Source organism: Xanthomonas sp. JAI131 (genome assembly GCF_013410075.1).
GTDB lineage: Bacteria > Pseudomonadota > Gammaproteobacteria > Xanthomonadales > Xanthomonadaceae > Xanthomonas_A > Xanthomonas_A bonasiae.
In genome coordinates, this window is record NZ_JACCCN010000003.1 from 1 (window position 1) to 18,984 (window position 18,984).

The 18,984-nt window shown below is 69.8% G+C and carries 21 protein-coding genes, 4 tRNA genes and 1 pseudogene; 11 read left to right on the plus strand and 15 right to left on the minus strand.

The features are described 5' to 3' along the window. The 12 genes from HDC36_RS13000 to HDC36_RS13055 form a co-directional block, all read right to left on the minus strand. Positions 1-101 (minus strand): GTP-binding protein (locus tag HDC36_RS13000; protein ID WP_031270842.1); only part of this gene is annotated, 101 nt, incomplete at its 3' end. A gap of 45 nt (positions 102-146) precedes the next feature. Further along, positions 147-222, minus strand: a tRNA-Thr gene (locus HDC36_RS13005). A 30-nt stretch (positions 223-252) separates the two neighbouring features. Continuing rightward, positions 253-326: transfer RNA gene (locus tag HDC36_RS13010), tRNA-Gly, on the minus strand. A 32-nt stretch (positions 327-358) separates the two neighbouring features. After that, positions 359-444, minus strand: a tRNA-Tyr gene (locus HDC36_RS13015). A 168-nt stretch (positions 445-612) separates the two neighbouring features. Further along, positions 613-1,704: a redox-regulated ATPase YchF gene (gene ychF, locus HDC36_RS13020; RefSeq protein WP_179568109.1), complete on the minus strand. Its 1,092-nt coding sequence runs from the start codon at positions 1,702-1,704 to the stop codon at positions 613-615. A gap of 74 nt (positions 1,705-1,778) precedes the next feature. Continuing rightward, complete coding sequence (pth, locus tag HDC36_RS13025) at positions 1,779-2,363, minus strand: aminoacyl-tRNA hydrolase (protein WP_179568111.1); 585 nt, start codon at positions 2,361-2,363, stop codon at positions 1,779-1,781. A gap of 54 nt (positions 2,364-2,417) precedes the next feature. Continuing rightward, positions 2,418-3,065, minus strand: coding sequence for a 50S ribosomal protein L25/general stress protein Ctc (locus HDC36_RS13030; RefSeq protein ID WP_179568113.1), 648 nt, complete (start codon positions 3,063-3,065; stop codon positions 2,418-2,420). A 167-nt stretch (positions 3,066-3,232) separates the two neighbouring features. Beyond that, positions 3,233-4,192 (minus strand): ribose-phosphate diphosphokinase, encoded by a 960-nt coding sequence (locus HDC36_RS13035; protein ID WP_179568115.1) that lies wholly within the window; start codon positions 4,190-4,192, stop codon positions 3,233-3,235. A gap of 148 nt (positions 4,193-4,340) precedes the next feature. After that, positions 4,341-4,417: transfer RNA gene (locus tag HDC36_RS13040), tRNA-Gln, on the minus strand. Between the two features lie 14 nt (positions 4,418-4,431). After that, entirely contained in the window at positions 4,432-5,295 is an 864-nt protein-coding gene (gene ispE / locus HDC36_RS13045; protein ID WP_179568117.1) for a 4-(cytidine 5'-diphospho)-2-C-methyl-D-erythritol kinase, read from the minus strand. Beyond that, complete coding sequence (gene lolB, locus HDC36_RS13050) at positions 5,292-5,945, minus strand: lipoprotein insertase outer membrane protein LolB (protein WP_179568119.1); 654 nt, start codon at positions 5,943-5,945, stop codon at positions 5,292-5,294. Before lolB ends, ispE begins: the two co-directional genes overlap by 4 nt. Next, complete coding sequence (locus tag HDC36_RS13055; protein ID WP_179568121.1) at positions 5,942-7,639, minus strand: tetratricopeptide repeat protein; 1,698 nt, start codon at positions 7,637-7,639, stop codon at positions 5,942-5,944. The genes lolB and HDC36_RS13055 overlap by 4 nt, the downstream gene beginning before the upstream one ends. A 66-nt stretch (positions 7,640-7,705) precedes the next feature. Here HDC36_RS13055 and hemA point away from each other — a divergent pair, with 66 nt between their 5' ends. From hemA to ppk2, 7 genes and pseudogenes are all read left to right on the plus strand, one after another. Further along, positions 7,706-8,989: a glutamyl-tRNA reductase gene (gene hemA / locus HDC36_RS13060; RefSeq protein ID WP_179568123.1), complete on the plus strand. Its 1,284-nt coding sequence runs from the start codon at positions 7,706-7,708 to the stop codon at positions 8,987-8,989. Further along, the gene (prfA, locus tag HDC36_RS13065) at positions 8,967-10,052 is read left to right on the plus strand and encodes a peptide chain release factor 1 (RefSeq protein WP_053836197.1); all 1,086 of its coding nucleotides are present in this window, start codon (positions 8,967-8,969) and stop codon (positions 10,050-10,052) included. Before hemA ends, prfA begins: the two co-directional genes overlap by 23 nt. A 43-nt stretch (positions 10,053-10,095) precedes the next feature. Continuing rightward, positions 10,096-11,811, plus strand: a pseudogene (locus HDC36_RS13070) (tetratricopeptide repeat protein); the annotation flags it as partial. Positions 11,812-12,066: 255 nt separating this feature from the next. Further along, on the plus strand, positions 12,067-12,693 hold the full coding sequence (locus tag HDC36_RS13075) for a hypothetical protein (RefSeq protein ID WP_255432743.1): 627 nt from the start codon (positions 12,067-12,069) through the stop codon (positions 12,691-12,693). Between the two features lie 98 nt (positions 12,694-12,791). Continuing rightward, positions 12,792-13,310 carry a molybdenum cofactor biosynthesis protein B gene (gene moaB / locus HDC36_RS13080; RefSeq protein WP_053841088.1) on the plus strand — a complete coding sequence of 173 codons (519 nt, stop codon included), beginning with the start codon at positions 12,792-12,794 and terminating at the stop codon, positions 13,308-13,310. A gap of 13 nt (positions 13,311-13,323) precedes the next feature. Then, entirely contained in the window at positions 13,324-13,662 is a 339-nt protein-coding gene (locus HDC36_RS13085) for a helix-turn-helix domain-containing protein (protein WP_046980479.1), read from the plus strand. Further along, complete coding sequence (ppk2, locus tag HDC36_RS13090; RefSeq protein WP_179568127.1) at positions 13,659-14,435, plus strand: polyphosphate kinase 2; 777 nt, start codon at positions 13,659-13,661, stop codon at positions 14,433-14,435. The genes HDC36_RS13085 and ppk2 overlap by 4 nt, the downstream gene beginning before the upstream one ends. Positions 14,436-14,720: 285 nt before the next feature. Here ppk2 and HDC36_RS13095 read toward each other — a convergent pair whose 3' ends face one another. The 3 genes from HDC36_RS13095 to HDC36_RS13105 are packed head-to-tail and all read right to left on the minus strand — an operon-like array spanning position 14,721 to position 16,893. Next, on the minus strand, positions 14,721-14,987 hold the full coding sequence (locus tag HDC36_RS13095; protein WP_179568129.1) for an acylphosphatase: 267 nt from the start codon (positions 14,985-14,987) through the stop codon (positions 14,721-14,723). Further along, entirely contained in the window at positions 14,987-15,622 is a 636-nt protein-coding gene (locus HDC36_RS13100) for a TlpA disulfide reductase family protein (protein WP_179568131.1), read from the minus strand. Before HDC36_RS13100 ends, HDC36_RS13095 begins: the two co-directional genes overlap by 1 nt. Then, positions 15,619-16,893 carry a YihY family inner membrane protein gene (locus HDC36_RS13105; protein WP_179568133.1) on the minus strand — a complete coding sequence of 425 codons (1,275 nt, stop codon included), beginning with the start codon at positions 16,891-16,893 and terminating at the stop codon, positions 15,619-15,621. The genes HDC36_RS13100 and HDC36_RS13105 overlap by 4 nt, the downstream gene beginning before the upstream one ends. 80 nt (positions 16,894-16,973) lie before the next feature. Between HDC36_RS13105 and wrbA the strand changes: the two genes are divergently transcribed. From wrbA to ybaK, 4 genes are all read left to right on the plus strand, one after another. Beyond that, on the plus strand, positions 16,974-17,570 hold the full coding sequence (gene wrbA / locus HDC36_RS13110; protein ID WP_179568135.1) for an NAD(P)H:quinone oxidoreductase: 597 nt from the start codon (positions 16,974-16,976) through the stop codon (positions 17,568-17,570). Further along, on the plus strand, positions 17,567-17,935 hold the full coding sequence (locus HDC36_RS13115; RefSeq protein WP_179568136.1) for a DUF2069 domain-containing protein: 369 nt from the start codon (positions 17,567-17,569) through the stop codon (positions 17,933-17,935). The genes wrbA and HDC36_RS13115 overlap by 4 nt, the downstream gene beginning before the upstream one ends. Before the next feature lie 79 nt (positions 17,936-18,014). Beyond that, entirely contained in the window at positions 18,015-18,500 is a 486-nt protein-coding gene (locus tag HDC36_RS13120; protein ID WP_179568138.1) for an asparaginase domain-containing protein, read from the plus strand. A gap of 6 nt (positions 18,501-18,506) precedes the next feature. After that, positions 18,507-18,980: a Cys-tRNA(Pro) deacylase gene (ybaK, locus tag HDC36_RS13125; protein ID WP_179568146.1), complete on the plus strand. Its 474-nt coding sequence runs from the start codon at positions 18,507-18,509 to the stop codon at positions 18,978-18,980. The last annotated feature ends 4 nt before the right edge of the window (positions 18,981-18,984 follow it).

An 18,984-nucleotide genomic window follows, 5' to 3' on the forward strand; every position in this document is an offset into this window, starting at 1 on the left:
TTGGTCAGCGCCGCGGTCAGCGTGGTCTTGCCGTGGTCGACGTGACCGATGGTGCCGACGTTGACGTGCGGCTTGGTGCGCTCGAACTTACCCTTGGCCATGGCTGCTTCTTCTCGGTGATCGTAGAAAGATTTGGAGACTGAATATGGTGCTCACGAAAGGAATCGAACCTTCGACCTCCTCCTTACCAAGGAGGTGCTCTACCGACTGAGCTACGTGAGCGTAGTTCTATTGTGACACAAGCGCGTTCAATGGAGCGGGAGACGGGAATCGAACCCGCACCATCAGCTTGGAAGGCTGAGGTTCTACCGTTGAACTACTCCCGCTACGGGATGCCGCACTGCCACAACAAAAAAACTGGTGGAGGGAGGTGGATTCGAACCACCGAAGGCGTAAGCCAGCAGATTTACAGTCTGCCCCCGTTGGCCGCTTGGGTATCCCTCCAGCTACCCGTCCCGACCAGGCCGCAAGGCCGAAATCAGTCCGGGGTGAAACAGCCCGCTATTCTTCCCTGACATCCCTGCCTTGTCAACAGTATTTTGACGCGATGTCGCAGGAAACGCGCACCGCGCGCGCCGCGCCCGTGGCACGGCGCGAACGCGCGCATGCGGGTCAGACGTTGAAGCGGAAATGCAGCACGTCGCCTTCCTGCACGCGGTATTCCTTGCCCTCCAGGCGCAGCCGCCCGGCCTCGCGCGCACCGGCTTCGCCCTTGTACTTGATGAAGTCGTCGTAGGCGATGGTTTCGGCGCGGATGAAGCCCTTCTCGAAATCGGTGTGGATCACCGCGGCGGCCTGCGGCGCGGTCGATCCGGCCTTCACCGTCCACGCGCGCACTTCCTTGACGCCGGCGGTGAAATAGGTCTGCAGCCCGAGCAGCGAGTACGCGGCGCGGATCACCCGGTTCAAGCCCGGCTCGGCCAGACCCAGGTCGGCCAGGAAGGTGTCGCGGTCGGCGTCGTCCAGCTGCGACAGCTCTTCCTCGATCGCCGCCGACACCGGCACCACTTCGGCGCCCTCGGTGGCGGCGCGCGCGCGCACCGCATCCAGGTGCGGGTTGTTCTCGAAGCCGTCCTCGAGCACGTTGGCGATGTACATCACCGGCTTGAGCGTGAGCAGGAACAGGTCGCGCACCAGCGCCTTCTCCTCCTCGTCCAGGCCCGCGCTGCGCCCGGCCTTGCCGTCGGCCAGCGCGGCCTGCAGCTTGGCCAGGACCGGCTTGCGCGCGGCCGCGTCCTTGTCGCCGCCCTTGGCGCTGCGCTCGGCGCGGTTCAACGCCTTCTCGACGCTGTCCAGATCGGCCAGGGCCAGCTCGGTATCGATGGTCTCGATGTCCGAGATCGGATCGACCTTGTTGTTGACGTGGATCACGTCGGCGTTCTCGAAGCAACGCACCACGTGGGTGATCGCATCGACCTCGCGGATGTGCGCCAGGAACTTGTTGCCCAGACCCTCGCCGCTGGCCGCGCCGGCGACCAGGCCGGCGATGTCGACGAACTCGACCGCGGTCGGCACGACCTTCTGCGGATTGATGATCTTGGACAGCTCGCCCAGCCGCTGATCCGGCACCGGCACCACGCCGACGTTGGGCTCGATGGTGCAGAACGGGAAGTTGGCCGCAGCGATGCCCGCCTTGGTCAGCGCATTGAACAGAGTCGACTTGCCGACGTTGGGCAGGCCGACGATGCCGCATTTGATGCCCATGGTTCACTTCCGGGATTTGGGATTCGGGATTGGAGATTCGCCATGCCGCACGGCCGCGAATCCCCAATCCCCAATCACGAATCCCTGCTCGTATGCAACCGCTTCATCGCCTCGTTGAAATCGCCCTGCACCGCCAGCGGCAGCACCGCGATGGCGTCGTCGATGGCGCGGTCGATCAGGATCTGGTCGTCCTTGCTCGCACGCCCCAGCACCCAGGGGACGACCTTATCCTTGTGGCCGGGATGGCCGATGCCGATGCGCAGCCGATGGAAGCCGGCATGCCCGAGCAGGCGGATGGTGTCGCGCAAGCCGTTCTGCCCGCCATGGCCGCCGTCGAACTTGAGCCGCGCCGTGCCCGGCGCCAGATCCAGTTCGTCGTGCGCCAGCAGCGCCTGCGCCGGTTCGATCTTCCAGTAGCGCAACGCGGCGGTCACGGACTTGCCGCTGAGATTCATGAAGGTGGCCGGCTTCAGCAGCCACAGCGCCTGCCCGGCCACATCGACCTTGGCGGTTTCGCCGAACAGCTTGGCGTCCACGCTCCAACGCGCGCCGGCCCGCTCGGCCAGATGTTCGACAAAACGAAACCCGGCGTTGTGCCGGGTGTTCGCGTGTTCGGCTCCGGGATTGCCCAGACCGACGATCAGACGCAGACCAGTCATGCCGCAGCATCGCCGCAGCGCCCGGACCCGATGGCCCGGGCGCTGCGCAGGCGATTACTTGCCGTCCTTCTTCGCCGGCTCGGCCGCGGCCGGAGCCTCGGTCGCTTCCGGCTCGGCCTCGATCTGGCCGTGCTTGGCGATGACCACCGCCACGTCGTGCTCCTTGCCCAACTTCAGCTCGGGCAGCTCGACGCCGGCCGGCAGCTTCAGGTCGGACAGGTGGATCACGTCGCCGACGGACAGCGCGGACAGGTCGACTTCGACGAACTCCGGCAGGTCCTTCGGCAGGCACACGACCTGGATCTCGTTCAGCTCGTGGGTGACGACCACTTCGGCCGACTTGCCGGCCGGCGAGGTGTCCTCGTTGAGGAAGTGCAGCGGCACCGAAGCGTGCAGCGCCTCGTTGTCGTTCACGCGCTGGAAGTCGATGTGCATGATCAGCTGCTTGAACGGGTGGCGCTGCATATCGCGCAGCAGCACCTTCTGGATGTCGCCGTTCAGGCTCAGGCTCAGGATCGACGAATAGAACCAGTCGTTCTGGCTGGCGAGCCAGACTTCGTTGTGGTTGAGCTCGATGTTGACCGGCTTCAGTTCGCCACCGTAGACGATGGCGGGGATCAGGCCGTCGCGACGGAGGCGGCGGCTCGCACCCTTACCCTCGACCTCGCGGCGCTGAACCTTGATTTCATGTGTGGTTGCCATTTGCGTTTACTACCTTGGTTGAATGAACCGCCTCGCGGCGGTTTTGAGGACTCTTCCGCGACCAGAAGAGTCGTTGGAAAGCCGGGATTCGGCATTCGGGATTGGGGATTCGCAACAGCGCCGGCTCTGCAAATCCCCAATCCCGAATCCCCAATCCCGGCCTCTAATCAATCGACGTACAACGAACTCACCGACTCGCCGAAGGCGATGCGGCGGATGGTTTCGGCCAGCAGCTCGGCGACGCTGAGCTGGCGGATCTTGCTGCAGCCGCGCGCGGCGTCCGACAACGGAATCGTGTCGGTGACGACCAGCTCGTCGAGCTGCGAATTGCTGATGTTGCTGACCGCCGGGCCCGACAGCACCGGATGCGTGCAGTACGCGGCCACCTTCAGCGCGCCCTGCGCCTTCAGCGCGGCGGCCGCGGCGCACAGGGTACCGGCGGTGTCGACGATGTCGTCGACCAGCACGCAGGTCTTGCCTTCGACGTCGCCGATGATGTTCATCACCGTGGACACGTTGGCGCGCGGGCGTCGCTTGTCGATGATCGCCAGGTCGGCGTCGTCCAGGCGCTTGGCCACGGCGCGGGCGCGGACCACGCCGCCCACGTCAGGCGACACCACGATCAGGTTGTCGGTGCCGTAGGCGCGCCAGATGTCGGCCAGCAGCAGCGGCGAGGCGTAGACGTTGTCGACCGGGATGTCGAAGAAGCCCTGGATCTGGTCGGCGTGCAGGTCCACGGTCAGCACGCGGTCGGCATTGACCGCGGTGAACATCTTCGCCGCGACCTTGGCGGTGATCGGCACGCGCGAGGAACGCATGCGCCGGTCCTGCCGCGAGTAGCCGAAGTACGGCACCACCGCGGTGACGCTGGCGGCGCTGGCGCGCTTGAGCGCGTCGATCAGCACCAGCAGCTCCATCAGGTTTTCCGCGCTGGGCGCGCAGGTCGGCTGGATCACGAACACTTCCTGCCGGCGCACGTTCTCCTCGATCTCCACCTGCACTTCGCCATCGGAGAAGCGCGACACCATCGCCTTGCCGGGACGCACGCCCAGTTCCTTGCAGATGCTCTTGGCAAGCGGCTTGTTGGCATTGCCGGAGAACACCAGCAGGTTACGTTGATCTTGCATGAGGAGTGTCTCGGGCGGCGGCGGCGAAAGAACTGCGAAACGAAGAAACAGCATGAAACTTGTGAAAACTCAGGCGAAGAAGGCTTCTACCTGTTGAACCCCCGCACATGGATGTGCGGGCTCTTGCAGAGGGATCTGCAGACACAATTGGCAGGGGCGGTAGGATTCGAACCTACGAATGCCAGGATCAAAACCTGGTGCCTTGGGCCTCTTGGCGACGCCCCTGCATGAAACTGTTGCTATGCCTCCAGCGCATCGAGCAGCGGCGATCGGGTCACGCCGCCGGCCACCCAGGCGCGCAACCCGTCCGGCAAGGCCGCCAGCGCGCGCACGGCGGCAGCGCGATCGGCGAACTCGACGAAACACCCGCTCCCCGACCCGGTAAGGCGCGGCGTGCCGATCTGCGCAAGCGCCTGGAACACAGCCTGGATGGCCGGTTCGCGGCGGAGCAGCACCGGCTCGAACGCATTGCCGAGCAGGAAACCTGAAACGAAGTCGGCCATTTTCGCGGGCGCAGCATCCCGCGTCAAATCCGGGGCCTGGAACAGCGCCGCGGTGGGCACGTGAACCGCCGGATCTGCCAGCACGTACCAGGCCGGCGGCAGGCGCAACGGGGTCAGCCGTTCGCCCACCCCTTCGGCCCAGGCATCGCGGCCGCGCACGAATACCGGCACGTCCGCGCCCAGCGCCAGACCCAGGCCGGCCAGCGCATCCTCGTCCAGTTCGGCGCCCCACAGCGCATTCAGCGCGACCAGCGCGGTCGCCGCGTCGGACGAGCCGCCACCGAAACCGCCACCTGCAGGAATGCGCTTTTCGACGCGGATGTCGACACCTTGAGCGATCTTGGCGTGCGTTTGCAGCAGCCGCGCGGCCCGTACCAACAGGTCGTCGGCCTCGGCGACGCCTGCCACGGAGTCGCCGATCCGCGCCACCACGCCGTCGGCGCGCACGCGCAGATGCACGGTGTCGCCCCAATCGAGCAGGCGGAAGACGGTCTGCAGTTCGTGATAGCCGTCCGCGCGGCGGCCGGTGATCTGCAGAAACAGATTCAGCTTCGCCGGGGCCGGCCACGCCGACCAGCCGCCCTCTTCCACGGCGCTCATGGCGCGGCGAAGTCCCACTGGTCCAGCAACAGGCGCACCTTGGCGTCGCCGTTGCGCGCCTCGATGCGCCGCGGCAGGGCCGGACGGCCGTCGCTGGGCGGGTACCACTCCTGGAACTGGATCTCCCAGCCCATCTGCCGCAGCGTCTGCGGGCGCCCCTCGGCGTCGTAGCTCACCTGCTCGGGTGCGCCCACGTCCGCCGCGACCCGTCCGCGCACCCAATCCGGCAGCAGATTGACCGGAATCTCCCAACCGGTCGCCTCGAGCAGCAGCTGCTGCGCGTCATCGCCGGCACGCGGACCGCCCTCCAGCCCTTCCAGACGGCCTCCCCCGCGCTGGCTGTCGCCGGTCAGGCGCCAACTCTGCCGGGTCACCGGCGCGCTCAGCTCGATCCGGTACTGGCGCTGCTGCTGCGCCCAGTCGATGCGGCCGCTGCCGCCATTGCGGCCCTTGGTGATCGCCACCCGGCCCTGGAACGACCACTGCGGATGCGCCTGCAGCCATGCGCCGCGGGCCGCTTCGGCCTGGCGCGCGGCCTCGCCGAGCGGTGCGCTCGCGGCCGGCGGCGCCTGCCGCGGCGCCAGCGAAGTACAGCCGGCCAGCACCAGCAGCGCCGTCAGCGCCCATGCCGCGCGCAACGCCGACCTCACGGCGCGACCTTTTCCATCGCCCGCTGCAGCGCGCGATTCTTCGGATCGAGCTTGCGCGCCTCGTCGAAGTATTTCGTGGCTTCGTCGCGCTTGCCCTGTTCCCACAGCACCTGGCCGATATGCGCGGCGATCTCCGGATCCTTGAACAGGGTCCAGGCGCGGCGCAGTTGCACCAGCGCTTCCTGGGTCTTGCCCAACCGGTACAGCACCCAGCCGTAGCTGTCGATGATCGCGGCATTGTCCGGATCGGCGGTACGCGCGCGATCGATCAACTGCAGCGCCTCGCGGTAGCGATGGGTGCGGTCCGCCAGGGTGTAGCCGAGCGCATTGAGCGCGGCCACGTTCTCCGGCTCGGTGACCAGGATCTTGCGCAGGTCGGCTTCGGCACGGTCGATGCGGTCGCGCCGCTCCCAGGCCAGGCCGCGCGCGTACAGCAGCGCGTTGTCGTCCGGATAGGCGGCCAGGCCGCGCTCGAACACCTGCAGTTCGCCGGCGTCGTCGCCGCTGCGCTGGCGCAATTCCGCCTCCAGCACGTAGGCGTCGCGGCGCGCGGCATCGTCGGCCTCGGCATCGTCCTGCAGCGCGCGCGCCTCGGCGAAGGCCGCATCCTTCTGCCCGAGTTCGTACAGCGCCCCGGCGGTGCGCAGCCGCGCTTCGTTGCGCAACGGGCCGGCCGGCACGCCGCGGTACCAGGTCACCGCTTCCTGATAGCGCTTCAGGAACTCGGCGATCTTGCCGAGCAGCAGGCGCCGCTCCGGATCCGGCTGCGCGGTCTCCTTGCTCAGCTCCGCGTACAGCGCGCTCAGCGCCGCGTTGTCCTGCAGCTTGGCCAGCATCGAAGCGCGCAGGCCGTAGTTCTGGGTGTCCTGCGGACCGAGCGCCAGCACCCGCGCCGCCGCGGCGGTGTCGCCGATCGCGTCGTAGGCGTAGGCCAGCGCGCCGCGCAGTTCCGGATCGCGCGGCGCCTTGGGCTCCACGCCCTGCAGCAGCGCGCGCGCCTGCTCGGTCTTGCCGGCCTGTTGCAGCTGGGTGGCGTGCAGCAGGGCCACCCGCGGCTCCTCCGGGAAACGCTTGACCAGCTGATCGACGATGCGCTCGGCCAGCTTCGGCTGTTCCAGGCGCAGCGCCAGGCGCCCGAACTCCTGCCAGGCCTCGAGCTGGTCGGGGATGGCATTGGCGTCGAGCAGCTGGTCCAGCACCTTGGCAGCGACTTCCGGATCGCGGTTGCCGCTGACCAGCGCCACCAGCGCGTAGCGCCAGCCGCGCGCGTCCTTGTCGCGCAGCAGCGCCACCAGCAGGCCGCGCGCCTGGCGCAGATTGCCGTTGCGCAGCGCCAGCGCCGCCTCGGCGCCGCGCATCGGCAGCGACTCCGGCGCGCGCTGACGCCACAGCGCAAGGGCCTGCGCCGCGGCCGCATTGTCGTTGGCGAGCATCGCGATACGGGTCGCACGCTCGGCCAGACCGGCATCGCCGGGCGCCTCGTTCGCCGCCTGCAGGTACCAGTGCGAGGCATCGGCCAGCTGCCCGGCCTGCAGCGCGAATTCGCCGGCCAGCACCGGCGTCAACGAAGACGCCGCGGCGCTCGGCGGCACCTTGGCGGCGGCCGTCGGCGCGGCGGCGGGGGCGCCGATGGCGGGCAAAGCGGCGAGCGCCGACAGCAATAGAACGATACGGATGCGAATCAATGCGGGCATCGGGGGCAACCGGGCCGTAAAATGGGGCCCTGAATGGCCAGCAGCTTATCGCAAGCAACTGAACAGATGACGTTGTGGGTGCTCGGATTGAACCACCAGACCGCGCCGGTCGACCTGCGCGAACGGGTGGCGTTCGCCGGCGATGCGCTGCCGCGCGCGCTGCAGTCGCTGCGCGCATTGCCCAACGTCGCCGAGGCCGCCCTGCTGTCCACCTGCAACCGCACCGAGCTGTACGCGATCGCCGACGACGCGCAGAGCCTGGCCGACTGGCTGGATTCGCACGCGGCCGGCCTGCACGGCTATCTGTACCAGCACCAGGATGCCGACGCGGTGCGGCATCTGTTCCGCGTCGCCACCGGGCTGGACTCGATGGTGCTGGGCGAGCCGCAGATCCTCGGCCAGGTGAAAGACGCCTGGGCGCTGGCGCGCGAGCACGGGGCGATGGGCAACCGCCTGGACCGGCTGTTCCAGCAGACCTTCTCGGTGGCCAAGCGCGCGCGCACCGACACCCGGGTCGGCGCCAATCCGGTCTCGGTGGCCTCCACCGCGGTGCGCCTGGCGCAGAACTCCTTCGCCCGGCTCAGCGAATCGACGGTGCTGCTGGTCGGCGCCGGCGAGACCATCGAGCTGGCCGCCAAGCACCTCAGCGAAGGCCGCGTGCGGCGCCTGCTGATCGCCAACCGCACCCTCGCCCACGCCCAGGAGCTGGCCAGCCGGCATGGCGGCGTGGCGCTGCCGCTGAGCGAGCTGGAACGGCATCTGCAGGAAGCCGACGTGGTGTTCTCGGCCACCGCCGCGCGCGAGCCGGTGGTGACCCGGGCGCAGGTCGAGCAGGCGCTGCGCGCGCGCAAGCACAAGCCGATGCTGCTGTTCGATCTGGCCGTGCCGCGCGATATCGAGGCCGGCGTGGCCGAGCTGGCCGATGCCTATCTGTATACCGTGGACGACCTGGAACGCGCGGTCGAGGACAATCGCCGCGGCCGCCGCGAAGCGGCCGAGGCCGCCGAGGCGATCATCGACCTGCAGGTGCTGCGCTACATCGAGACGCTGCAGGCCAGCACCCGCCAGGCGCCGCTCAAGCGCCTGCGCGCGCACGGCGACAGCACCCGCGACGACGTGCTGGCCAAGGCGCGGCAGCAGCTGGCCAACGGCAAGCCGGCCGACGAAGTGCTGGAATTCCTCGCCAATACCCTGACCAACCGCCTGCTGCATCCGCCCACCGCGGCGCTGCGCGAGGCGGCGCTGAGCGGCGATGCCGACCTGGCCCGCGCCGCCGAGCGCCTGTTCCCGGAAAAACCGGGCTATTTCCATCCCATTCTGAAGACCGATGACACCGACCCTGCGCCGTAAGCTGGAGGCGCTGGCCGAGCGTCGCGAAGAACTCGAACGCCTGCTGTCCGATCCTGAGGTGGTGAGCGACAACGCCCGCTTCCGCGACTACTCGCGCGAATTCGCGCAGCTGGAGCCGGTCGCCGCCGCACTGGCCGACGAGGCCGCGGCCAAGGCCGACCTGGCCGCGGCCGAGGCGATGCGCGGCGACCCGGAACTGCGCGAACTGGCTGAAGAGGAGATCGCCGCCGCCCACGCGCGCCTGCTCGCACTGGACGAACAACTGGCGCTGCTGCTGGTGCCGCGCGATCCGCGCGACGACGGCAACCTGTTCCTGGAAGTGCGCGCCGGCACCGGCGGCGACGAGGCGGCGATCTTCGCCGGCGACCTGTTCCGCATGTACGCGCGTTACGCCGAGCGCCAGGGCTGGAAGGTGGAAGTGGAATCGGACAGCCCCGGCGAGCACGGCGGCTACAAGGAGATCGTGGCGCGCATCGTCGGCCGCGGCGCCTACTCCAAGCTCAAGTTCGAATCCGGCACGCACCGCGTGCAGCGGGTGCCGGCGACCGAATCGCAGGGCCGCATCCACACCTCGGCGGCGACGGTGGCGATCATCCCCGAAGCCGACGACGTGGAAGAGATCGCGATCAACCCGGCCGACCTGAAGGTGGATACGTTCCGTTCGTCCGGCGCCGGCGGCCAGCACGTCAACAAGACCGAGTCGGCAATCCGCATCACCCACGTGCCGAGCGGGGTGGTGGTCGAATGCCAGACCGAGCGCAGCCAGCACGCCAACCGCGACAAGGCGATGAAGCGGCTGAAGGCGCAGTTGCTCGACGCCGAGCGCAGCAAGCAGGCCGCGGCCGAGGCGCAGGACCGCAAGCTGCAGGTCGGCAGCGGCGACCGCAGCCAGCGCATCCGCACCTACAGCTTCCCGCAGGGCCGCATCACCGATCACCGGGTCGAAGGCCTGACCCTGTACGACCTGCCGAACGTGATCGAAGGCGACCTCGATGCGCTGATCGAGCGGCTGAGCCACGAGCACCAGGTCGACGAACTGGCGCGGCTGAGCGACAGCCCGTGAGCGTGCGCATGCGCCGCGCCGCTGCGCACGCGCCGGCCACCGCGCGCGCGTGAGCGGCAGCGCGCTGGACGCACTGCGCCAGCTGCAGGACGCGGTGCGCCGCGACCCGCAGGACTTCATCGCCTGGGTGATGCTGGCCGACGCCGAACTCGGCGCCGGGGCGATCGCCGCCGGCGAACAGGCCGCCCTGCGCGCGTTGCAGCTGCGCCCGACGCATCCGGAAGCCCTGGCACGGCTGGGCCGCGTCCGCTGGACCCAGGGCCGCCATGCCGAAGCCGCCGCCGCGTTGCGCCAGGCGCTGCAGCACGCGCCGCAACACCCGGGCATCGCCCTGTGGCTGGGCCATGCGCTGGAGGACAACGGCGAAGCTGAAGCCGCCGCGCAGGCCTATGCGCACGCGCATGCGCTGCTGCCGCAGGAGCCGTCGATCGCCGCGCACCTGCTGAACTGGCGGCGCAAACTGTGCGATTGGCGCGCGCTGGATGCGCTGTCGCAGCAGGTCCGCGGCGCGGTGCGCCAGGGCCATCCGGCGATCGAACCGTTCGCGTTCCTCAACGAGGACGCCACCGCCGCCGAGCAGCTGCACTGCGCGCGCAACCGTGCGCTCGCCTTGGCGCAGACGCTGGCGCCCTTGCCGGCGGCGACGCTGCGCCGCGCCGGCCCCTTGCAGGTCGGCTTCCTGTCCAACGGCTTCGGCGCGCATCCCACCGGGCTGCTGACCGTGGCCTTGTTCGAACGGCTGCGCGCGCACGCCGACCTGCGCGTGCAGCTGTTCGCATTGAACCGCGACGACGGCAGCGCGATCCGCACGCGCCTGCGCGCCGCGGCGCACGCCTGGCACGACGTCGCCGGACAGCCGCACCGGGCGATCGCGCAAGGCATTCGCGCTGCCGGCATCGACATCCTGTTCGACCTGCGCGGCTGGGGCGGCGGCGGTGCGCCGGAAGTGCTGGCGCTGCGTCCGGCACCGCTGCAGATCAACTGGCTGGCCTACCCGGGCACGTCCGGCGCGCCGTGGATCGACTACGTCATCGGCGATGCGTTCGCGCTGCCCGATGCGCTGGCCGCGCACTACAGCGAGCGCGTGCTGCGCCTGCCGCGCGCGTTCCAGCCCTCGGACGACAGCCGCCACGTCGGCGCGCCACCGTCGCGCCGCGACTGCGGGCTGCCCGAGCACGGCACGGTGTTCTGCTGCTTCAACAACAGCTACAAGCTGACCCCGCGCAGCATGGCGCGCATGCTCGCGGTGCTGCGCCAGGTGCCGGACAGCGTGCTGTGGCTGCTGTCCGGGCCCGGCCAGGCCGATGCGCGGCTGCGCGATGTCGCGCGCCGTGCCGAAGTGGATCCGGCGCGGCTGCGCTTCATGCCCAAGCTGGCGCATGCCGACTACCTGGCCCGCTACCGGCATGCCGACCTGTTCCTGGACACGCACCCGTACAACGCGCACACCACCGCCTCCGACGCGCTGTGGGCCGGCTGCCCGCTGCTGACCTGCCCCGGCGCGACTTTCGCCGCACGCGTGGCCGGCAGTCTCAACCATCATCTGGGCATGGACGCGATAAACGTCGCCGACGACGATGCCTTCGTCGCCAGGGCGGTGCAGCTGGGCCGCGATCCGGCGGCGCTGCGCGCACTGCGCGACACGCTGCAGCAGCGCCGCGCCAGCGCCGGCCTGTTCGACATGCAAGGCTTCGCTGCGGACTTCGCGGACGTGTTGCGCGATACCGCGCGCCGGCACGGCTGGAGCGGGCCGCAGTAGCTCGCCAATCGCCAGGCCTTGGTGGCGCCGACACCTGGCGCGCGGGAGCGGATGCGTTCGCAGCCAGACCGAACCTTCCGACAGGTTGCCGGCATCGGTGCTCGCGCTTCTTCAACGCAGCGCGAGCGGCAGCCGACCGCGGCTGACGACACGCACATCGCCGCGTGCTGCCGAAGCGCCCCCATGCACGAACGCGCTTGACCTGAAGCGCGGTTGAGGTTCGACACTGCGCGCCTTCCGTTCGCGCACGCCCCGATGCCGTCACGCCTGTCGCCCGACCTCACCTCCCCGCACGCACGCAGCGTACTGGTCGCCCACGCCTCGGCGCCGGTCTGCGCGACGCTGCTCGCCCGCTTGCACGCCAACCCCGGTGGCGGCCTGCATGCCCTGGCCTGGCTGGAATCGCTGAGCGCCGCGCCAGATCTGCTGTACGCACAATGCTGCGGCGACGACACCACCCAGCTCGGCCGCAGCCTGCACCCGCGCGCGCCGGCGCCGCGACTGACGCTGCAACGCTACCGGCGCATCCGCAGCGGGGTGTCCGATCCGCAGCGCGTGCCCGGCTGCGTCGTGGTGACCAGGCTGGCGACCCGCGATGCCGCGCAGGCGCAACTCCACGCCAGCGCGGCGTTCGCCGCGCTGCAGAACGGCGCGCACGCGCTGCGCGGCTTGATCGCCTCGCACCTGCACCTGTCCGACGACGGCCTCAGCCTGCTCGACTACGCCGAATGGAGCAGCGCCGACGCGCAGCGTCGCGCCTTGCAGCGCGAACCCGAGCGCCTGCCCCTGGCGTCCCATCCCGCGGCCAGCGTGAGCCGTTACCGGCCGCGCGCGCTGACCCTGCCCGGCACCCCGACGCAGCCCGCGCACGCAACCGCCTGAACCGGCATCGCCCTGCTTCTGCGACGGCGCCTGTACGGACGCCGCCGATGCGCGCCCGCAGGCTATACGCCGACCGGGCGAGCCGCTAGGCTTCGGGCATGAGCGCCAAAGCCGATTTCATCGCGTTGAACCTGTGCGTACTGACCGTCTCGGACACGCGCAGCCTGGCCGAAGACAGTTCCGGCGATTACCTGGTGTCGGTGCTCGGCGAGGCCGGCCACCGCCTGTACGCGCGCGAGCTGCTGCCCGACGACCGCTACCGGATGCGCGCGGTGGTCTCGGCGTGGATCGCCGACCCGCAGGTCGACGGCATCCTGGTCACCGGCGGCACCGGCTTCACCGGCCGCGACTCCACCCCCGAGGCGCTGCTGCCGCTGCTGGACAAGCAGATGCCCGGCTTCGGCGAACTGTTCCGCGCGATCAGCTTCGAGGAGATCGGCACCTCCTCGCTGCAGTCGCGCGCCTTCGCCGGCCTGGCCAACGCCACCTTCGTGTTCTGCCTGCCCGGCTCGACCTCGGCCTGCCGCACCGCCTGGGAAAGGATCGTCGCCGCGCAGCTCGACGCGCGCACCCGGCCGTGCAACCTGGCCACGCTGCGCCCACGCCTGAAGGAATGACCTGGAACCGCGCATGCCCCTGGACACCACCTTGCGCCTGCTGGCCAAAGCCAGCGGCATGACCGCCGCGGACATCGCTGCCGCCATCCCGCGCGCCGGCGCCGCCACGGTCAAGGCCTGGCTGGCCGGCGAGAAGATGCCCGGCCGCGACCAGCTCAATGCGTTGGCGCGCGCCTTCGGCGTTCCCGCGGGCGCGCTGCTCGGCGAACTGGCCAGCCAGCTCGACCCGGCCCGCACCCGCGGCGAACACGACCTATTGCAGGCCTATCGCGCGCTCGACAGCCGCCAGCAGGGCGCGCTGCTGGAAGTGGCGCGCAGCATGGCCGGCACCCGCACGAGACGCAGCAAATGAGCAAACTCAAGCGCAAGCAGTACCAGGCATTGATGCAACCGCTGCAACTGGAGCTGACGGCGCTGGCGCAAGCGCTGCAGCACAGCGGCGAACGCATGCTGGTGCTGTTCGAAGGCCGCGACACCGCCGGCAAGGGCGGCGCGATCCAGGCCATCGCCGAACATCTGAATCCGCGCCAATGCCGGGTGGTGGCGCTGCCCAAGCCGACCGACCGCGAAAGCACGCAGTGGTATTTCCAGCGCTACGCCACGCATCTGCCGGCCGCTGGCGAAATGGTGCTGATGGACCGCAGTTGGTACAACCGCGCCGGGGTGGAGCGGGTCATGGGCTATTGCAGCGACGCGCAATACCAGGCCTTCCTGCGCCAGGCGCCGCTGTTCGAGCAACTGCTGGTCGACGACGGCATCCGCCTGTTCAAGTACTGGTTGTGCGTGGACCAGGACCAGCAGGAGAAGCGCTTCGCCGAACGCCTGCACGATCCGCTGAAGGGCTGGAAGCTGTCGCCGGTGGACCTGCAGTCGCGCGCCCAGTACGCCGACTACACCCGCGCCCGCGAGGCGATGCTGGACGCCACCCACCGCGACCAGGCGCCGTGGACGCTGGTCGACTTCAACGACCAGAAGCGCGGCCGCCTGACCCTGATCCGGCATCTGCTCGACCAGTTACCCGGCACCCCGCTGCAGGAGCCGGAACTGGAACTGCCGCCGCTGAAGCACAAACCGCGCAAGGAAAAGTTCGGCGTGTTGCAGCCGATCGCGTCGTATCCGGTTTGAGGCCGGGATTGGGGATTGGGGACTCGGGACTCGGGACTCGGGACTCGGGACTCGAGACTCGAGACTCGAGACTCGATGATGCGGTCCGCGCCCGACGGCGCAATGGTTTCCTGTAGGAGCGGCTTCAGCCGCGACCGGACGCGTCCGCAACGACGCGGCCGGATTGAAACGCCTTCTGCAGCGGCGGGCGGTGGTGTGGGAGGGACTTCAGTCCCGACGCGCTACCGGCAAGGACTCGTCGGGACTGAAGCCCCTCCCCCGCGAGCCGCCAAGATTTCCGCGATGTCACCCGATCGCGAAGCCCGCCACCACCGGCTCCGGCCACGGCTCGCGCAGCACCTGCTCGACCCGCGCTGCCGGCGGGCCGTGCCGCAGCCATTCGGCCAGCGCCTCCAGCGCCGCGGCCTCGCCTGCTGCGATGACCTCCACGCTTCCGTCGGCCAGGTTCCGCGCGTGCCCATCCAGCCCCAGCGCCAGCGCGCGTTCGCGGGTGGAGGCGCGGAAATACACGCCCTGCACCCGGCCGGAGACCAGGAAGCGGGCGGCCCCCATCAACCGGCCGCCTTCGCCTGGCCGGCAATCTTGCCGCCGGCCGCGGCGATCGCCGCCTCGATGTCGTGCGCATTGACCGGACCCAGGAACTGCTTGGCGACCTTGCCGTCGGGCGCGATCAGGTAGGTCATCGGCAGTCCGCGCGGGGTCGCGAAATCGGCCGGCGGCGCATAGGTGTCGAGGATCGCCACCGGGTAGGCCACTGGATGTTCCTTCAGGAACGCCTGCATCTCCGCCGGCTCGATGTCCTCGTAGGCCAGGCCCACCACTTCGATGTTGTCGCGCATCACGTGCAACGCCGAAAGCTCTGGCATTTCCTTCAGGCACGGCGCGCACCAGGTGGCCCAGAAATTCACCACCACCCACTGCCCGCGATGCGCGGCCAGGTCGTACTCGCTGCCGTCCACCGCCTTCACCTTCAGCGTCGGCTGCGGCCGGGTTTCCTGCACCACGTTCGCTCCTTCGCCAGCGGCGGGCGCGGTCGGGGCAGTTGGCGCTGCAGGTGCCGCCGGGGCGGCGGGAGCCGCAGGCGCCGGCGCGCCCGGCGCGGCGCCATCGGCGGGCGAAGGAGGCCGATCGCAGCCTGCCAGCAGCGCGGCAGCGGCGAACAACGGGAACAGGATGCGCGGGGTCATGCGAGGTCTCCGATATCGGTGTAAAGGTCGCCGACGCGCCGTTTCAGCACGTCGCGCAGCGGCATGCGCAATTCGTCCAGCGCGCGCCACGCCGCCTGCCCCAGCGCGTCGTCGCGGCACGGCAGGTAGGCTTCGGCGATCGGGATGCGCAGCTGGCAGTTTTCGTAGAGCTCGGTCAGCGGCACGTCGGCCAGGTCGCGCGCCAGCAGCCATTCGCCGTGCTCGGCACGGCTGAGCAGGCGGCTGCGCTCCAGTTCGCACAGCAGTTCCTGCACCAGCGAATCGGTCAGCATCGGCTCCAGCTGCAGGATCTGATCCTCGTGCAGGCCGTGGCCGTCCTTGCGCGCCTGCGCGAAGCGCCCGAGCAGGCGCAGCAAGCCGTAGATCTCGTAGCCGGCCGGCAGCCGCATCGACGCCGGCTGGTAGCGGAAGGCGGCGATCGAGGATGCCAGCGAGGCGCCGAGCAGGATCCCGATCCAGCTCAGGTAGGTCCACAGCAGGAAGATCGGCACGAATGCGACCGTGCCGTAGATGCGCTGGTAGGACTGGAAGCTGCCCAGATACAGGCTCAGCCCCCACTTCACCAGTTCCAGCAGGGCCACCGCCAGCAGCGCGCCGGGCACCGCGTGGCGCAGCTTGACCGTGTGGTGCGGCACCACCCGGTACACCAGGGTGATGCAGACGAATTCGATCAGCACCGGGGCCAGGCCCAGCGCCATCTGCGCCAGCAGCCGGCCCTCGCTGGTGCGGAACAGCGGCAGCGCGAAGAACCGCGCCGACGCCGCCAGCGACGCCGCGGCCAGCAGCGCCCCCAGGGTCAGCACCGTCCAGTACACCAGGAAGCGGGTCAGCCGCGGCCGCGCCGAGACCACCCGCCAGATCCGGTTGAAGGTCTGCTCGACGCTGTTCAAGGTGATCAGCAGCGACACCATCAGCGCGATGGTGCCGGCGCTGGTCAGCTGCCCGGCGCTGGCCGAGAACTGGCGCAGATAGGCCTCCACCGAGCGCGCCGCGGCCGGCACGAAGTTGGAGAAGATGTAGTCGCTGAGCTGGTCGCTCCAGCGGTCGAACACCGGGAACGCCGAGAGCACGCCGAACACCACCATCGCCAGCGGCACCAGCGCGAAGATCGTGGTGTAGGCCAGCGAGGCGGCGGCCTGGAACAGGCGGTCGTCGAGGAAGCGCCGCCACAGGAACCCGGCGAAGCTGCGCATCCGCGCGCGGTCGCGCACCCGCTCCGTCCAGAGATTGACCGTGTCCAAAGGCTGCATCGGGCAAGGGTACCCGATGCGCACGGATGCCGGCATCGCCGATACTGGCGGCCGTTCTGGTGCAAGCAAGCGAGGGCCGCATGGCCGAGATCCTGGTCCTGTACTACAGCCGTGGCGGTTCGGTGGCGCGCCTGGCGCGGCAGATCGCGCGCGGCGTCGGCGAAGTGCCTGGCATGGCCGCGCGCCTGCGCACGGTGCCGCCGGTGGCCGCGGTCACCCAGGCCAGCGCGCCGCCGGTGCCCGACAGCGGCGCGCCGTATGTGGACGCCAGCGACCTGCGCGACTGCGTCGGTCTTGCGCTGGGCAGCCCGACACGCTTCGGCAACATGGCCGCGCCGGTCAAGCATTTCATCGACGGGCTCGGCGCCGAATGGGCCAGCGCCACCCTCGCCGGCAAACCGGCGGCAGTGTTCACCTCCACCGCCTCGCTGCACGGCGGCCAGGAAGCCACGCTGCTGTCGATGCACCTGCCGCTGCTGCACCACGGCTGCGTGATCGTCGGCATTCCCTACACCGAGCAGTTGCTCAGCAGCACGCGCAGCGGCGGCACCCCGTACGGCGCCAGCCACGTCGCCGGCGCCGACGACGATCCGCAACCCAGCGAGGAAGAAGCGCAGCTGGCGCGCGCGCTGGGCCGGCGCCTGGCCGGCATCGCGCAACGCCTGGCGGCGCCATGAGCACCACCCGCCTGCGTCATGCGTTGGCAGCCACGCTGCTGGTGCTGGCGCTGTTGTACGCGGCCTGGTTCCACGACGACCGCCACCGTCTCGCCGCGCTGCTGGTGTTCGCGCTGCCGCCGCTGCTGCTGGCGATCGGCGTGCTGCGCGGCTCGGCGGTGGCGCGCTTCTGGGCCGGCGTGTTCGGGCTGTTCTGGTTCAGCCACGGGGTGATGGCCGCCTGGAGCCATCCGCCGCAGCGCGCCTACGCCTGGGCCGAACTGCTGCTGGCGCTGCTGGCGATCGGCCTGTCCAGCGCGCCGGGACTGCGCGCGCGTTTCGCCCGCAAGCGCGGCGCCAGGCCGCCCGGCGGCGACACGCCCTGAGCGGCCGCCGCCGGCCTGCCGGTATCATGGCGGCCTTGCGCGACCGCGGCCGCGCCCCGTCATGCTCTAGGAACCGGCAATGGAAGAACTCCTGATCGTCACCACCGGCGGCACGATCGACAAGATCTATTTCGACGACAAGTCCGACTACCAGATCGGCGATCCGCAGATCGGCCAGATCCTCAAGGAACTGGGCGTGACCTTCCGCTTCACCGTGATCCCGATCATCCGCAAGGACTCGCTGCACATCACCGACGAGGACCGCGAGCTGATCCGCGCCACCGTCGCCGCGCAGTCCGCGCGCCACGTGCTGCTCACCCACGGCACCGACTCGATGGTGCAGACCGGCAAGGTGCTGCAGACGATCCCGGACAAGACCATCGTGATGACCGGCGCGCTGAACCCGGCGCGGTTCCGCGGCTCCGATGCCGAATTCAACATCGGTTGCGCGGTCGGCGCGGTGCAGTCGCTGCCGGCCGGGGTCTACATCGCCATGAACGGGCAGATCTGGGATCCGCAGAAGGTGCGCAAGAACGTGGCCGCGAACCGCTTCGAGCCCGTCTGAGCCGCGATGTCCAAAGCCACCCGCGCAACCAGGGCATTGGACGCGGCCGGCGTCGCCTATCGCCTGCATCCCTACGATTACGAAGCCGAAGCCGGCGCCAAGGGCCTGCAGGCGGCGCAGGCGCTCGGCCTGCCGCCGGCACGGGTGTTGAAGAGCCTGATGGCGTGGATCGACCACAACGCCGTGTGCGTGGTGGTGCCCTCCGATCGCCGCGTGCAGCTGAAGAAGCTCGCCGCAGCCGGCGCCGGCAAATCGGCACGGATGATGGAAGTGGCCGAGGCCGAGCGCCGCACCGGCTACAAGGTCGGCGGCATCAGTCCGCTGGGCCAGCAGCGGCCGGCGCCGGTGCTGGTCGAGCAATCGGCGCTGGCCCCGGGCAGCGTGTGGTTCAACGCCGGGCAGCGCGGCTTGCTGCTGGAAATCGACGCCGAGCGCCTGCTTGACGTATTGCAGGCCCGCGCGTGCGACCTATGCGAGTGAGGTT